The 15,492-nt window shown below is 63.1% G+C and carries 10 protein-coding genes; 2 read left to right on the top strand and 8 right to left on the bottom strand.

Translation table 11 applies throughout. From position 1 onward, the window contains the following. Positions 1-151 precede the first annotated feature (151 nt). Positions 152-781 (top strand): NAD(P)H-binding protein, encoded by a 630-nt coding sequence (locus tag G5154_RS14180; protein ID WP_421251122.1) that lies wholly within the window; start codon positions 152-154, stop codon positions 779-781. A 158-nt stretch (positions 782-939) separates the two neighbouring features. On the opposite strand, the gene G5154_RS14175 is transcribed toward G5154_RS14180, so the two are convergent. Further along, the gene (locus G5154_RS14175) at positions 940-2,634 is read right to left on the bottom strand and encodes a pyridoxal phosphate-dependent decarboxylase family protein (RefSeq protein ID WP_421251123.1); all 1,695 of its coding nucleotides are present in this window, start codon (positions 2,632-2,634) and stop codon (positions 940-942) included. 218 nt (positions 2,635-2,852) lie between these two features. After that, positions 2,853-3,869 (bottom strand): lipoate--protein ligase A, encoded by a 1,017-nt coding sequence (locus G5154_RS14170; RefSeq protein WP_421251124.1) that lies wholly within the window; start codon positions 3,867-3,869, stop codon positions 2,853-2,855. A gap of 619 nt (positions 3,870-4,488) precedes the next feature. Here G5154_RS14170 and G5154_RS14165 point away from each other — a divergent pair. Then, positions 4,489-6,951 (top strand): diguanylate cyclase domain-containing protein, encoded by a 2,463-nt coding sequence (locus G5154_RS14165; protein ID WP_421251125.1) that lies wholly within the window; start codon positions 4,489-4,491, stop codon positions 6,949-6,951. Positions 6,952-7,000: 49 nt separating this feature from the next. Here G5154_RS14165 and G5154_RS14160 read toward each other — a convergent pair whose 3' ends face one another. The 6 genes from G5154_RS14160 to G5154_RS14135 are packed head-to-tail and all read right to left on the bottom strand — an operon-like array spanning position 7,001 to position 15,476. Then, positions 7,001-8,200, bottom strand: coding sequence for an ABC transporter permease (locus G5154_RS14160; protein ID WP_421251126.1), 1,200 nt, complete (start codon positions 8,198-8,200; stop codon positions 7,001-7,003). Beyond that, entirely contained in the window at positions 8,200-9,414 is a 1,215-nt protein-coding gene (locus G5154_RS14155) for an ABC transporter permease (RefSeq protein ID WP_106842558.1), read from the bottom strand. Before G5154_RS14155 ends, G5154_RS14160 begins: the two co-directional genes overlap by 1 nt. Continuing rightward, complete coding sequence (locus G5154_RS14150; protein ID WP_040066014.1) at positions 9,415-10,104, bottom strand: ABC transporter ATP-binding protein; 690 nt, start codon at positions 10,102-10,104, stop codon at positions 9,415-9,417. Next, positions 10,097-11,236, bottom strand: a complete 1,140-nt coding sequence (locus G5154_RS14145) for an efflux RND transporter periplasmic adaptor subunit (protein ID WP_106842557.1) — start codon at positions 11,234-11,236, stop codon at positions 10,097-10,099. The genes G5154_RS14150 and G5154_RS14145 overlap by 8 nt, the downstream gene beginning before the upstream one ends. Before the next feature lie 27 nt (positions 11,237-11,263). Further along, positions 11,264-14,428, bottom strand: a complete 3,165-nt coding sequence (locus G5154_RS14140) for an efflux RND transporter permease subunit (protein ID WP_421251127.1) — start codon at positions 14,426-14,428, stop codon at positions 11,264-11,266. Continuing rightward, positions 14,421-15,476 carry an efflux RND transporter periplasmic adaptor subunit gene (locus tag G5154_RS14135; RefSeq protein WP_421251144.1) on the bottom strand — a complete coding sequence of 352 codons (1,056 nt, stop codon included), beginning with the start codon at positions 15,474-15,476 and terminating at the stop codon, positions 14,421-14,423. The genes G5154_RS14140 and G5154_RS14135 overlap by 8 nt, the downstream gene beginning before the upstream one ends. Positions 15,477-15,492 lie beyond the last annotated feature (16 nt).

The following is a 15,492-nucleotide window of genomic DNA, read 5'->3' as shown; positions in this document are numbered from 1 at the left end:
CTCGTGCCGGTTTTGTTTTATCCAGCCTCCGCACTATGTATCCCGCCCGTTATCCTGTCAGGGAATGTCGTGTCATATCCTCCCATTGCAGCTGCCTGCAAATTGGCTGATGCTGATCAGAACCATCATCGAATGAAACCGGGAGAACACCATGAGCCGGATCCTGATTGCCGGAGCCAGCGGCCTGATCGGTCGCGAACTGGTGCAGCAACTGCCTGCCGAACATGAACTGACCCTGCTCTGTCGCAAGCCGGGCAAGGAGGCGCACCACTGGCTGCCGGTCAATTTTGATGATCTGGCCAGCGTCACCCTCTCCCGCCCAGTCGATATCGCCTTCTGTGCCCTCGGCACCACCCGCAAGGAGGCGGGCTCTGCCGAGGCGTTTCGCCGGGTCGATCTCGACTATGTGGTCGCCTTTGCCGAACTGGCCCGCCGCCACGGCTGTCAACGGCTCATCGTGGTCTCGAGCATGGGAGCCAGCGCATCGTCCCCGGCGCTCTATCCGCGTACCAAGGGGGAGATGGAGCAGGCCCTGCTGGCCCAATCCTGGCCACGGCTCGCCATCGTGCGGCCCGCTATGCTGCTCGGGGAGCGCCAGCCACCGCGCCTCTCCGAGCAGATCTTTCAGACCATCTACCCGCTGTTTCGGCCGCTGCTGGTGGGCAAGCTCGCCCGCTGGCGTGCCATCGAGGCCAGTCAGGTGGCCCATGCCATGATTACCCTCTCCCGGCAACCCGCTGGGTGCGAGATTGTCGAGAACGAGCAGTTGCTGACCCTCTGAACCCGGCCTTCCCCACTACTTACGCACAGTGCTGCAAAAACAGAGCCGCAAAAACAGCAGGGCAAGCCAATTGGCTTGCCCTTTGTCTATCTGTTGGCGAGGTACCCTGACCGCCTCTTGCCATCACAGGCCGCGCTCGGCAGTCAGGGCAACCGCCCTCAACCGCGAATATGGTCGATAAAGGCGTCGATCTGCTCGCGGGTGCAGGCGGGGTTCATAAAGACAGCCTTCTCTCCGGCGATATAGGAGTACTTGCCGCGGGCGTCATAGTCGGAATGGGCCACCGCCTCCACCCAGTTGGTGTAGAGCCCCACCTTGCCGCGCCCCTTGAACAGGCTGCGGTGGTAGTCGGTGTTGCGCTGCAGCCGCGCCTTGTAGGCAGGATCGCCGGAGCGGGCCAGCTCGAAGGCGAACTCGGCCTCCGGATCGCTCACCCACTCGGGGTTGTAGATCTTGAAGCCGACGCTCGGCCCCTGATTCTCCTGCGCCACCAGCTTGACGTTGCCAAGCTGACTCAGGCGATAGCGGAAGTAGTTGGCATTTTGCAGGCAGTGGGCCAGCACGATGCGATACCCCTCCACTCCCATGTAGTTGAGCGCCGCATAGGCACCAAACAGGCCGCTCGCGCCGCGGGAGCACTCGATGGTGGATTGCAGGTGGGTCTGCCCCTGAATGTCCCGCTCGAAGTAGGAGAAGTTCTCCGGGTCGTTCTCCATCGCCTTGAGGTCATCCTGCTCCTTGATCATCACCAGACTGGAGGTGTAGGGCACATAGCCCCACTTCTGGAAGTCGACAGTGAAGGAGTCGGCATATTTGAGCTCGGCAAAGCGCGCCACGTTGCGTTCGATCCCGGCCAGGGTCGCGGCATTGATGCCAAGCGGGTTGGCGGCAAAGTCGTAACCCAGGAAGAAGATCATCGACCAGCCGATGGCAGCATCGACGTGGATATGGGGCTTGACAGCCACCTCGAACTGCTCGCAGAGGCGATTGCGCAGCTCGAACACGGGTTTCACCTGATCCACCCCGAAGGTGTCGGTGGTGCCCATGGTGAGCATGATGGTAGGCACCACGTGTTTAAGGGCAAAACAGGCGGTCAGGGTGCGTTCGAGGTGGTCGAGATCGATGTCATTGTTCTCCCCCACCTGAATGCGGATGGTCTTGTTCTCGATGTCGACCCCGAGCAGGGAGAGGTTGGTGATGTTGGAGTAGTGACCGCCCTGGGAGTTGATGATGCGGTAATCCTGATAGTGGCCGAGCCCCTTGTGCTTGGCTTCGGGCAAGGTTTTGCGAATGCCGAGCAGGTAGCCGTAGAGGTTACAGAAGGTCCCCCCCTGGGTGAAGATGCCGGTGGCACGCTCGGGGTCATAACCCGCCAGCAGGGCAATCTGGCGCACCACCTTCTTCTCCAGCTCCTCGGCGACCCCGGCATATTCGGAGTAGACCAGATTGGGGTTGGCCAGAATGCCCAACTGGGCACCGTAAATGGCGGGATCCGCCGACATGGTGATGACGTTCTCGACGCTGGAGGGGTTCTCCCAATCCTTCGATAGAGCAGCGGCAAACAGCAACTCGGCCATCGGCTCGCCCGGGGTGCGCATGGTGGCGGGCACCGGCATGGTCTCGCAGAGATCGGCCAGGCGGGCACGGCCATCAGGCCAGGCGTTCAGGCGGGCATCCGGCGCCAGGCCACGGGCCCGAAATTCGTTGAGGGTGGCAAATCCGGGTTCGCGAAAAACGGGCCAGAGATCGGGATTACGCGAGAAAAAGTTGGCTTTGACGGTGGCGAAACGGGCGGAGAAATCGGGGTGGACGGCATTGACGCTGTCGTCTTTAAGATAAACTAAGTCACTCATTTTTATACCATTAGTACAGCAAATGTGCGGCCGTTATACCCCTGTGTCAGCGGGGCCAACAGTGACAATATCTAATGGCCTACCCTACTTTTTGTCATGTATCAGCCATCACAAGGGCTGGCAAAAAGGCGCCTTTGAGGCGCCTCTTTATATTTCGTGATCTTGCTCCCATCCTGGCTGACAGCGCCCTCACTACCGGACCGCCATCAGCGCAGCCCTCAACGCAGGGAGGCCAACAGCCACTCGGCAAACTCCGTCAGCTCACTCTGCTGCTGCGGAAAGGCCGCCAGCCAGGGCTGCAGGCGCGCGGAAACAGCCTCCGCTCGATAGCCGCAACCCGCCAGTTCGGCCGCCAGCCGATCAAACGGGGCCGGCTCCAGAGTATCGCTAAAGAGCTGCGCCCGGGTGATGACCCCTTTCTCCACATCAAAGTGCAGCTCCACCCCGCCCCAGCTGAACCGCTCCTCCAGCAGATGGGTGAAGGCGGGCGCGTGGCCATAGTTCCACTCCCAACTGCGCTGGCGAGCGAAGGTCTCGGCAAAGCCCGGCAGATCCGGCATCTGCTCCGGGGAGATATGCTCGGGCTCAACTCGCGCGCCGTAATGATGGAAAAAGGCCTCCTGCAGCGCCTCGCTCACCTGTTGATGGTCGATCCCCGGCTGCAGTTCGCACAGATTGGCCACCCGGCTGCGCACCGAGGTGATCCCCTTGGCCGCCAGCTTCTTGGGGTCGGGGTTGAGGTAGTTGGCAAGGCGGCCGAGATCGGCATCCAGCAGCAGGGTGCCGTGGTGGAACCCGCGATCCAGAGTCTCCCGATAGGCCGACCCCGATACCTTGCGCTCCCCGTCCGGGGTGACCACCAGCAGATCGTTGCGACCGGAGGCAAACGCCTCGATCCCCAATCGCTTGAGCCCGTCCAGCACGATGGCGGTGGAGACGCTCTTGTCATACTCCGGCTTGCCCGCCATGAAGGTAAAACAGCTGTTGCCAAGGTCGTGAAACACGGCGCCCCCCCCACTGCTGCGGCGAGCCAGGGTCACCCCGTCCTCCGCCATTCGGCGGGTGTTGCACTCCTTCCACGGATTCTGGGCCCGGCCGATCACCACGGTATTGGCGTTGCGCCAGAGGAACAGCACCCGCTGGCCGGGGTCCATCTGGCGGAAAATGCACTCCTCTACGGCCAGATTGAACAGGGGATCGTGAGAGTCGGAGACAAGCAGACGCAAGCGGGACATAAAAAGACCTTATCCGGAACAGGGAGCAGCATGATAACACTGACGGGGTCCCATCACTGGCCCGTTACGCATTAACCGATGCGCAGCAGGTGTGACACATTTGCGTTACACCTGACCGCCCCATAAAAGTATCTATTGATATAACGACACAGCCTGACGTGCAACCACCGAGGAATCGCGGTTAAGCCGCAATCGAAACAATAAAAACGGGAGAAAATGGCTAGAATGCGACCACAGAGATAAGCCATATGGATCTCTTATTAATCACCTGGCTTGCGAGAAACAGCATGTATATATCCAGTGTGATGAATGACAACAAAATGACTACCCAACCCACCGATGCCTCGTTGCAGAGACTTGTTCTCCCCTTGCAGGTTACAAAGAAGTGCTTGAGTCCAGCTTAGAATCTGCTGCTGTTTCACCACGACCGCGACCATGGTCCGTTCTAACGCGCAGCGAGGAACGAGAGGTAAGGTTGATCGCTCCCCAAAAGTGGAGTTCACCCGATAATCGCGCCAATCACGGCAATGCGCGACACCACAGCCCCGGCCCTGCGGGCTGTGTGGCTAGTGCAGAGACATCAACAGACCCTGGACACAGCTCCCGAGAGAAACATTGTATGACGGAGAACGAAGCCCCTCGCCAGCACCTCAGCTGGTTTCTGCCAATGCTGGTCGGTATGGTTATCGCCACTCTGACTTCAATCCCCGTGCGAGCCCGGGAGCAAGTCATCGTCCAGTTGCCATGGCAACACCAGTTCCAGTTTGCTGGTTACTATGCGGCCATCGCCAAGGGGTTTTATCGGGAGGCCGGTCTGCAAGTGACCCTGCGCGAAGCGGATTCCCGCACCGATGTGGTCAGCGAGGTGATCTCGGGAAAGGCCCATTTTGGCATCAGCGGCAGTGATCTGCTGCTGGATCGGGCTGCCGGTCGTCCGGTAGTGGTGCTCGCCGCACTGCTGCAGCACTCGCCTCTGGTTCTGCTCACGCGGGATCGGCCAGATATTCGCAACCCGGCCGATCTGGCCAACAAGCGACTGATGCTGGAGCCAGGCTCCAACGAGCTGCTGACCTACCTTTCCCACCAGACCCGCAGCCGCGACTGGGTCACCCTCCCCTACAAAGAGGGGATACAAGCACTGCTGGCGGGCAAGGTGGATGCCATCAGTGCCTACAGCACTACCGAGCCCTTCTATCTGCAACAAAAAGGGATCCCCTATCGGGTCTTCAGTCCGCGCACCATCGACTTTGACTTCTACGGCGACAACCTGTTTACCTCCGAGCGGGAGCTGATCACCCGACAGGATCGGGTATACGCCTTCCAGCAGGCCAGCCTCAAGGGGTGGCGCTATGCAATGGAACACCCCGAAGAGATGATCAACCTGATCATGGCGCTGTATCCCAACGCTGCAAGTCGTGAACAGCTTGAGTTCGAGGCCCGCGAAACCAGAGAATTGATGCAACCGGACCTTATCGAACCCGGGTATATGCAACAGGAGCGCTGGCAGCAGATCGCCAAAACCTATCTGGAGGCAGGCATGCTCACGGTATTGCCAAACCTCGACCGCTTTATCTACGACCCCACGCAGGAGCGGCTGCGCCAGCAACGGCAACTGCTCGACAAGAGCGTGGCGGTGGCCATGCTTATCACCTTTACCCTGATGACCCTGCTCGGCATCTTCTTGCACCTCTACCTGCGCCTGCGTCAGGAGGCGCTGGATCGCCAACGGCTAACCCGCGAGCTAGCCCAGAGTGAGCAACACTACCGCTTCGTAGCGGAGAACAGCGCCGATGTGATCTGGACCATGGATGCCGCCAGCTTGCGCTTTCGCTATATCAGTCCGGCCATCGCCTCCCTGAGCGGCTACGAGGCCCCCGAACTGTTTGCCCTGCCCCTCAAACAGCTGCTGCCGGATGCTTCAAGACAACTGCTGCGCGAAGAGATCTCTGCCACCCTGGAGGCATGGTTACGGGGAGAGCATGACCAGACCCGCCGGGTCATTCGCACCCAGTTGCGCCACAAGGACGGCCATCTGGTAGCGACCGAGACCATTACTACCCTTCATGGTAACCACAAGACCCAACCGGAGGCGATCCTCGGGGTCACCCGGGATATCACCGAGCGGGCGGCGCGGGAGGAGATGATGCGCCGCCTCGCCTTCTATGACTCCCTCACTGGCCTACCCAATCGCCGCTTGCTGCAACAACGACTCAAGGAGCTACTGGAGCAGGAGACGCCTCGTCCATTGGCTGTGATGTTTATCGATCTCGATCACTTCAAGCCGATAAACGATACCTTCGGCCATGAAACCGGGGATATCTTGCTCAATCTGGTGGCCGAGCGGATGAGCCACTGCGTGCGCAAACAGGACCTGGTGGCACGGCTGGGGGGCGACGAGTTCGTTATCTTGCTGCCGGAGACTGGCGACGAAGTGCTGGCGGTGGCCGACAAGCTACACCAGCAGTTGCGCCATCCATTCCAACTGGAGGAGCAGAAGCTGCTTATCTCCAGCAGTATCGGGCTGGCGCTCTATCCCGAGCACGGGGAGGATGCCAAAACCCTGATGCACCACGCCGATCAGGCTATGTATCAGGCGAAGCATCGCGGCCGCGGCCGGGTCTGCCTCTTTACCCCGGGCCTTGATCCGGAACAGGGTGCCCTGCTGTGGCAACCCGGCCACGAATGCGGTCACCCGCGTATCGATGCCGAGCATCGTCAGCTGTTCGTGCTGACCAATCGGCTGCTGGAGCGGATGAAAGCTCAGCACGACAACCCTGCTCCGTTTTTGGATAGTCTTGAGAGACTGTTAGAGATGGCCCGCCATCACTTCGCTTTTGAAGAGCAGATGCTGGTGGAGATCGACTATCGGGAACTCGCCAGTCACCGTCAGGATCACCTGCGCCTGCTCAACAAGGCAAGCCAGTTGCTCCTCGCCGCCAAAGCGGGGACGCTGGGCAACGACGAGCTGCTCAACTTCATCATTCAGGAGCTGGTGGTCGGACACATGAGTCAGGCGGATCGCCGCTACTTCCCTCTGTTCAGATCTGAGCGCAGCGTGCCGGTTGCGGAGGTGGTCGCCTAGTCCCCCTGTTCAGACCCGAGCGTAACGCACCTCTTGCGAAAGGGGCGACCTAGTCACCGCGCAGGGCAACTACTGGGTCGAGACGCACTGCCCGCAGCGCAGGAGCGACCCCGGCCAGCAGGCCAACCAGGGCGCTGCAACCGAGCGCCAGCAGCAGATAGAGAGGATGGAGGGTGAGCGGCAAGCCGGCCGCCAGCAGGGTGAGCAGCAGCTTGAGCCCCCCGAGCAGTGCCAACCCCATGGCCCCGCCCAGCAGCGCCAACACCACGGCTTCGAGCAGGAACAACAATAGAATGCGCCGCCGTGGGCAACCCAGCGCCATCAGCAAACCCACCTCGGGGATCCGCTCCTGCTGGGCGATGCTCATGATGCTGAAGATGCCGACCGCCCCGATCAGCAGCGAGATAATGCCGAGCCCGCCAACCGCCAGCTTGATGATAGAGAGGATCTTGTCGAGGCTGGTCAGCATATCCTGCTGGGAGGTGAGGGTGAAATCCTCGGCGCCGTGGCGGGCGATCAGCACCCGCCTAATCTGGGCAGTGATCTCGGCCTCCGTCTGTCCGGCGCGATAGATGACGTCGATCTCCTGCAGCCCCTCCTTGTTGAACAGCGCCTGAGCGTGGGCGGCGGGCAGATAGATCATGTCGTCCAGATCAAAGCCGAGAAATTGCCCTTTGGGGGCCAGCACCCCAGCCACCCGAAAACGGCGATCACCGGCGCGCAGCAGACTGCCCGGCGCATCGCCCCCGGGAAACAGCTCCGCCGCCACCTTGGCACCCAGCACCGCATAGGCGCGGGGCATGGCACTGTCGTCCGCGGGCAGAAAACGCCCCTGCACCAGGGTGAGTCGCCAGCCGGAGAGCGCCGCCGGGCCGGTGCCCAGAATGGCGGTGCTGCGGGTGAGCCCGCGGCTGCGCACCTCCCCTTGCCCCTGCACCACAGGGAGCGCCGCCTCTACCCCTGCCAATCTGGCGAGGGCATCGGCATCCTCCAGCAGCAGGGGGCGACTGCTGGAGAGGATGCCAGGCGGGCCGCCGGCGGTTTCGGTCTTGCCCGGGGTCACGGCGATCAGCCGGGTGCCAAATTGGGAGAAGCTGTCGAGCAGATAGAGCCTGAGCCCCTCGCCGATGCCGGTGAGCAGGGTCACCGAGGCGATCCCGATGGCGATGCCGAGCGCCGACAGCAGACTGCGGCTGCGCCCCGCCAGCAAGGCGTGCCAGAGCCAGAACAGCAGATCAGCGGCGCGCATCAGCCACCGCTCCACTGCCCGCTGCGCAGGCTGCTGACCGGATCTTGCCGTGCTGCACGGGAGGCGGGCAGCCAGCTAAAAAACAGCCCGGTCAGCAGGGCCGCCGGTATGGTGCAGAGGGTCGCGAGCAGAGGGACAGCCGCCGGAAATCCGGGCCAAATCACTCCGGCGAGGGCAACCAGGGCATAGCCCAACACAGTGCCAAACAGCGCGCCACTGCCGCTCAGCAGCAGCGCCTCCCACAAAAACAGCTGGCGGATCTGGCGACTGTCAGCCCCCAGCGCCTTGAGCAGGCCGATCTCGCCGGTGCGCTGGCGAGTGCTGATCAGCGCAAGATTCATCATCATGATGCCGGAGACCAGCAGGCTGATGGCGCCGATGCCGGCAACTGCCAGGGTGAGGGTCGAGAGAATGGTGGAGAAGGTAGCCAGCATGGCGTCGCGGCGCACCACGGTCACATCGAGCACCCCGTGGCGCGATTGCATCAGCTGCTCCAGTCGCTTGACCAGCGGCGGCACCGCTTGCCCCGCCAGCGGCTGGATCAGCAGCCGAAACAGCCCCTCGGTGTTGAACAGCCGCATGGCGCTACCGACCGGGATCAGCGCGGCCTCGGCCATGTCCATCCCCAGATTGCTGCTCTGGCTGGTGAATACCCCCACCACCCGAAAGCGGCGATTGTCAAAACGCAGCCACTGACCGACCGGATCGACCTGACCGAACAGCTCACGGGCCACCTTGGCCCCGAGCAGGACGGCCGGTCGATCCTCTGCGGCATCCCCCGGCAACCAGCGGCCGGAGAGCAGCTCCAGCCCGTGGGTATCGCGCAGCCCGTTGCTGCTGCCAAGCAGCATGGTCTGGCGCAGCCGTGCCCCTTGTTTGGCCTCGGCAAAGCCCATCACCAGCGGCACCAGCCGCACGTTTGGCTGGTGCTGGCCAAGGTAGTGCATATCATCGAGAGTGATCTGCCGCAGACTGTTGCCGGTGACCGGCGGCAGCCCGCCGGTGGTCTCCTTGCGGCCGGGGAACATCACCAGCAGATCCTTGCCAAGGGAGCTGAACTGGTCGGCCACATAGCGCCTCGCCCCCTCCCCCAGCGCGGTGAGCAGCAGCACCGAGGTGACGCTCAGACTCACCGCCAGGATCAAGACCAGCGCCCGTGAACGCTGACGCAATAACGCCACGGCGGCAAAGCGGATCACATCGGGCCGCCGCATTCAGCCACCGCCGCTATCAATGTTGATGCGGCCATCGTTCATCAGGATCCGCCTGCCCGCCCGCTCACCAAGGCGCGGATCGTGGGTCACTACCACCAGCGTGATCCCCTGCTCCCGGTTGAGCCCCTCCAGCAGGGTAATCACCTCCTCCCCGGAGCGGGAGTCGAGATTGCCGGTGGGCTCGTCGGCCAGGATCAGCCGCGGCGCCATTGCCATGGCCCGGGCGATGGCTACCCGCTGACGCTGACCGCCGGAAAGCTCGGCAGGGCGGTGTCCGGCCCGGTTCTCCAGCCCCAGCTCTCCCAGCAACTGCTGGCTTCGGCGATGGCGCTCGGCGGGGGCGATCCCGCACAGCATCAGCGGCAGCTCGACGTTTTCACGGGCGGTGAGGCGGGAGATGAGGTGAAACGACTGGAACACGAAACCGATGCGATGGCCGCGCAGCTGGGCCAATGCGGGTTCTGACAGGGTGGCGGTATCCTCCCCTCCCAGCCAGTAACGCCCCTCATCGGGCCGATCCAGCAGCCCCAGCACATTGAGCAGGGTCGATTTGCCGGATCCCGAGGGGCCCATCACCGCCAGATACTCCCCCTCGGCAACCCGCAGGGAAACGCGGTCGAGGGCAGCCACCTCGCTCCCCCCCAGAGTGAAACGACGGCTGACGGCATCAAGGCGAATGAGATCACTCATCCGTCTGCTCCGTGGCGGCGCTGAAAGGGCCCTCCCCGACAATCTGTCCGGGCTGGGCTGCCAGCCGATCACCGGCAGCGAGCCCCTCGGCCACCTCAATCCAGTTCCAGTTCTCCACGCCCCAGCGGGGCACCACCCGCACCAGCGTATCCCCTTCCAGCCGCAGCACGCTGCCATCGTCGGCCCGGCTGCTGGCCGCAACCCGCAGCACATCGGTGGCGCGGGTCACCTCGACCTCAAGATCGGCGCTGTAGCCGATAAGCAGGGGCACATCGGTGGGCAGGGCAGTGAGCGATGCCTCCACCTCGACGGTGCGGGCCTGCTTCTCCAGCTCCTTCACATAGGGGGCGATACGGGTGACGGTAGCGGCAAAATCGCGCCCGGGCATGGCATCGAGCAGTACCCGGGCAGACTGGCCCACCTTGAGGCGGGCGGCATCCACCTCATCGATGGGGGCTGAGACATACAGACACTTATCATCGATAAGATCGATCACCGGAGGCATGGCCACTCCGGGCGGTGAGGGGGTCATGTATTCGCCCAGCTTGCTGTTGACCTCCGCCACCACGCCGGCAAACGGCGCCAGCAGGCGACGCTCGCTCAAGCGAGCCTCCACCTGGGCGACCTGCGCCTCGTCGACCCGCTCCTGCTGACGGGATGCCTGACAGACATAGCGGCGGGTATCGGCCAGATTCTGGGCCTGCTCAGCGAGGGTGCGGGAGGTGAGATTTTTGGCCAGCAAGGTGGCCAGCCGGTTGGCCTCCCGCTCGTAGTAGGCCGCCTCGCTGCAACGCTCCTCGCGCTGGGTCTTGCCAAGGGCCTGCTGGGCACGGGCACGGGCAAGATCGGCGTGAATGTCGTCACTCCAGAGGGTCAGCAGCAGATCTCCCTGCGCCACCCGCTCCCCGGCCTTGACGGCGATCTGCTCCACCACGCCGCCACCGGGCAGACTGAGCCCGGCCCGCTGACACGACTTGATGGTGCCAGCCCGAGTGTTGACCACAGTGACCAGCACATCCCCCCGCCCGACCTCTGCCAGCCTGATCGGCGTCGGCTGCGGTCGCCACCACCATGCCACAGCAGCCACCGCTACCACGGCGCCACTTCCCCACCACAACCAACCTCTCTTCATCGCGCATCCTTTCGCTAGTGACTCCCGTCATGAGCGTCGGGAGAGCAGGGCATAATAGAGCAAGGGTATCACCACCAGGGTGAGCAAAGTGGAGACCAGGATCCCGAAAATCAGGCTGATGGCCAGTCCGTTGAAGATGGGATCATCAAGGATAAACAGAGCCCCGGTCATCGCCGCCAGCGCCGTCAGCATGATGGGTTTGGCCCGCACCTGCGCCGCTTCGATCACCGCCTGCTCGAACGCCACTCCGGCGCTGCGCTGCTGCTCGATAAAGTCCACCAGCAGGATGCTGTTGCGTACGATGATCCCGGCCAGGGCGATCATCCCGATCATCGAGGTAGCGGTAAACTGGGCTCCCAGCAGGGCGTGGCCCGGCATCACCCCTATGATGGTGAGCGGAATGGGAGCCATGATGATGAGTGGCACCAGATAGGAGCGAAACTGGGCCACCACCAGCAGATAGATGAGGATCATCCCCACCCCGTAGGCGATGCCCATATCGCGGAAGGTCTCGTAGGTGATCTTCCACTCCCCGTCCCACAACAGCGCCACCTCTCCCAGTTTATCCGGCTGCTGCACGTAATATTGGGGCAGGTCGATATCGGCACCGGCTGCAAACATGCCGTAGAGCGGGCTGTCGGTATGGCCACCCATGTCGGCCACCACCATCACCATGGGCTGCATGTTCTTGTGCATGATATAGCTGGGGGCCACCTCATCACGGCGACTCACCAGCTCGGAGACCCGCACCAGCTGGCCGCTCTGGCTGCGCACCTTGAGGGCCAGTACGCCCGCCAGATCCCGTTTGTCACCGGGTGCCAGTTCGATGCGGATCGGCACCGGATACTTGGCACCGTGCCCCTGCAGCCAGCTGGCATCCTGATAACCCACCCCGCCATTGAGGGTGTTCACCAGATCCCCGAGATCGACCCCGAGTAGGGCCGCCTTGCTGCGATCCACCACCAGCCGCCACTTGGGCTGCGGGTCGGTCAGATAGATATCCACGTCCACCAGATCCGCCGTGGCCACAAAACGGGCCTGTACAGCGCGAGCGGCCGCTTCGCGGGCGGCCTGAGTCGGGCCATAGATCTCGGCAACGATGGGGGACCAGACCGGCGGGCCAGGCGGTACCTCAACGACTTTCAGGTTGCCCCCTGCCGCACTGGCGATGGCCTGCAGCGGCTCCCGAACCGACTGGGCAATCTGGTGGCTGCTGCGATCCCGTTCATGCTTGTCCACCAGATTGACCTGAATATCCCCCACGTTGGCGCCGCTGCGGATAAAGTAGTGACGCACCAGCCCGTTGAAATTGATGGGGGCGGCTGTGCCGGCGTAGATCTGGTAATCCTTCACCTCCTCCACCTTGGCAAGCTCACGCCCGACCGCCAGCAGGGTGCGCTCGGTCTGCTCCAGGGTCGCCCCCTCCGGCATATCGAGCACCAGCTGAAACTCCGACTTGTTGTCAAAAGGGAGCATCTTGAGCACCACCCACTGCACCACCGGCATGGCGGTAGCCGCCCCGACCAGCAGCAACACCACCAGCCAGAGTTTGCGTCTGGCGCGCTTGGCGCCATCACCAATCAGGAAAGGGGTCATCAGCCGGTGAAAAAGACCCGCCTTGGCCTCGCCGTGGGTACCGAGCACCGAATCCTTGAGCAAATGGCTCGCCAGCCAGGGTGAGAAGATGAAGGCCACCAGCAGGGAGATGAGCATCCCCATGCTGGCATTGATGGGGATGGGGCTCATGTAAGGGCCCATCAGGCCGCTGACAAAGGCCATCGGCAACAGGGCCGCAATGACGGTCAGGGTCGCCAGTATGGTCGGCCCCCCCACCTCGTCCACCGCCCCCGGAATAAGCGCCTTGAGCGACCCCTTGCCCAAACCGCGATGGCGGTGGATGTTCTCCACCACCACAATGGCGTCATCCACCAGAATGCCGATGGAGAAGATCAGCGCAAACAGCGACACCCGGTTGAGGGTAAAGCCCCACGCCCAGCTGGCAAATAGGGTCAGCGCCAGGGTGATGACGATGGCAACGCCCACCACCAGCGCCTCGCGCCAACCCATGCTCGCCAGCACCAGCACCACCACCGCCGTGGTGGCAAAAATGAGCTTGCCGATCAGGGTGTTGGATTTGGTCTCGGCGGTGACGCCGTAGTCCCGGGTCACCGTCACCTCAACCCCGGCAGGGATCAGTCGGTTCTGCAAACTTTCGACCCGCGCCTCCACCCGCTTGGCCACCTCGACCGCGTTCTGGCCCGGCTGCTTGCCAATGGCCAGGGTCACCGCCGGATAACTGGCTTGCCCCAGCCCCATCCAGCTGCGCTTGGTCGGAGTCTCCTGACCCAGAGAGACCCTGGCCACCTCCCCCAGATAGACCGGCTTGCCGTCGTGCAGCCCCACTACCAGCTCGCGGGCCTCCTGCTCGCTTTGCAGAAACTGCCCCACCTGCACCTTAATCTCACTGTTGTTCTGCTCGATAGCCTGTGTCGTGCCCACCTGATTGGCGGCCGCAAGTCGCTGGCTCAGCTCGCCCCAGCTGATGCCGTGGGCACTGAGGGCCGCCGGATCCGGCATCACCCGCAGCACGGCGCTCTGGCTGCCCAGCGTGTAGATATCGCGGGTACCGGGAATGCGCTTGAGTTCGGTCTCCAACTCATGGGCGACCCGGGTCAGCTCGGGTGCCCCCAGTTGCTTGCTCCCCTCTTTACTCCATAAGGTCAAACTGACGATGGGGACATCATCGATCCCCCGGGGTTTCACCAGCGGCTGACCGACTCCGATCCCCTGTGGCAACCAGTCGCGGTTGGAGTCGAGCTGGTTGTTGAGATCGACGATGGCCTGCTCGCGGCTCACCCCCACCTTGAACACCACCACCAGCAGGGCGCCATCGGGTTGGGAAAAAGAGTAGAGGGTATCAATGCCCTTTATCTGGGAGACCACCTGCTCGGCAGGGGTGGTAACGAGAGAGGCCACTTCAGCCGGGCTGGCTCCCGGGAAGGGAATATAGACATCGGCGAAGGTGACATCGATCTGCGGCTCCTCCTCCTTGGGGGTCACCAACACCGCAAACAGGCCGAGCAACAGCCCCACCAGCGCCAGCAGCGGAGTGATGGCCGAGCCCTGAAACAGCGCAGCCAGCCGACCGGCAGGTCCCAGCCTCTCCTTGTTGCCATTCAGCTCGCTACTCATGGGCCACCTCCTGCTGCTGCGCCCAGGCATCGGGAGCCAGCTTGTCACCGGCTTGCAGCCCGGCCAGGATCTCGCACTGTCCCTCGACGCAATGGCCGACCCGCACCGGCGTCAGGGCCCAGCCAGCGGGCTGCTGCAGATAGACGCCATTGAATTCCCCTTGCCGCAGCAGGGCGCGATCCGGCACCTGCAACACCTGACGTTCACCCTGCTTGAGCTGCACCTTGAGCCACATGCCGGGCAATACCCCGGCGGTTTGCGGCGGCAAGTCGAGGCGCAACTTGAAGGCGTGGCTCTGGCTGTCGGCATAATTGAAGCGGGTCAGTTTGACCGGGGTAACAAGCTTGCCATCCGGCAGCAGCACCTGCACATCCGCAGGCTCACGAGCCAGCGTCAGGGCGGATTGGGGCAACTCCACCTCCACCCGCAAGGTGTCGAGAGAGAAGCCGGAGAGCAGCGGGGTACCGGGGGCGACAGTCTCCCCCAGCTCTACCAGCCGTTTGGTCACTACCCCTGCATAGGGAGCCAGAATGCGGGTATAACCGTAAGCCTCGCGGGCCTGAGTGAGGGCCGCATCGGCAGCGTTCACCTCGGCGCGGGCGGCGCGATCAGTCGCCTGGGCATTATCGAGCTGGGCGCGGGTGATCACCCCCTTGGCAATCAGCGCCTGAAAGCGGGCAAGCTGGCGCTCGGCTTCCACTTGCTGAGCCTGCGCCCGCGCCAGCCGCGCCTCGGCACCCGTGACGGCGGCAAACTGCTCCTTGCCGCTGATCTCCAGCAGCGGCTGCCCCGCCTGCACCTGATCGTTCACATCCACCAGCATACGGGAGACCCGGCCGCTGGTCTGGGCCGCCACCGTCCCCTGATTGATGGCACTGACGGTGCCATCCAGCGTCAGCCAGTCGGTCACCGCCTGTGGCGCCACTGTCAACAGGGGCACTGTCAGTGGGGCAATAGGCTCCCCGTCTGCGGCAAGGGCCCGGGGGGATGTCATGGCCTGCGATGTCATCACCATCAAGGTGATCCCCAGCAACCGGATCTTTTCCATCATTATTCTCCTTCCC

The sequence above is a fragment of the Aeromonas sp. 600527 genome, assembly GCF_049175415.1.
Classification (GTDB): Bacteria; Pseudomonadota; Gammaproteobacteria; order Enterobacterales; family Aeromonadaceae; genus Aeromonas; species Aeromonas veronii_A.
Note: the sequence above shows the minus strand (reverse complement) of the source record. Positions and strands in the feature narration are given on the sequence as shown.

Coding starts and splice junctions, on each gene's coding strand:
- G5154_RS14180 (WP_421251122.1), top strand. CDS start 152: ATGAGCCGGATCCTGATTGCCGGAGCCAGCGGCCTGATCGGTCGCGAA.
- G5154_RS14175 (WP_421251123.1), bottom strand. CDS start 2,634: ATGAGTGACTTAGTTTATCTTAAAGACGACAGCGTCAATGCCGTCCAC.
- G5154_RS14170 (WP_421251124.1), bottom strand. CDS start 3,869: ATGTCCCGCTTGCGTCTGCTTGTCTCCGACTCTCACGATCCCCTGTTC.
- G5154_RS14165 (WP_421251125.1), top strand. CDS start 4,489: ATGACGGAGAACGAAGCCCCTCGCCAGCACCTCAGCTGGTTTCTGCCA.
- G5154_RS14160 (WP_421251126.1), bottom strand. CDS start 8,200: ATGCGCGCCGCTGATCTGCTGTTCTGGCTCTGGCACGCCTTGCTGGCG.
- G5154_RS14155 (WP_106842558.1), bottom strand. CDS start 9,414: ATGCGGCGGCCCGATGTGATCCGCTTTGCCGCCGTGGCGTTATTGCGT.
- G5154_RS14150 (WP_040066014.1), bottom strand. CDS start 10,104: ATGAGTGATCTCATTCGCCTTGATGCCGTCAGCCGTCGTTTCACTCTG.
- G5154_RS14145 (WP_106842557.1), bottom strand. CDS start 11,236: ATGAAGAGAGGTTGGTTGTGGTGGGGAAGTGGCGCCGTGGTAGCGGTG.
- G5154_RS14140 (WP_421251127.1), bottom strand. CDS start 14,428: ATGAGTAGCGAGCTGAATGGCAACAAGGAGAGGCTGGGACCTGCCGGT.
- G5154_RS14135 (WP_421251144.1), bottom strand. CDS start 15,476: ATGGAAAAGATCCGGTTGCTGGGGATCACCTTGATGGTGATGACATCG.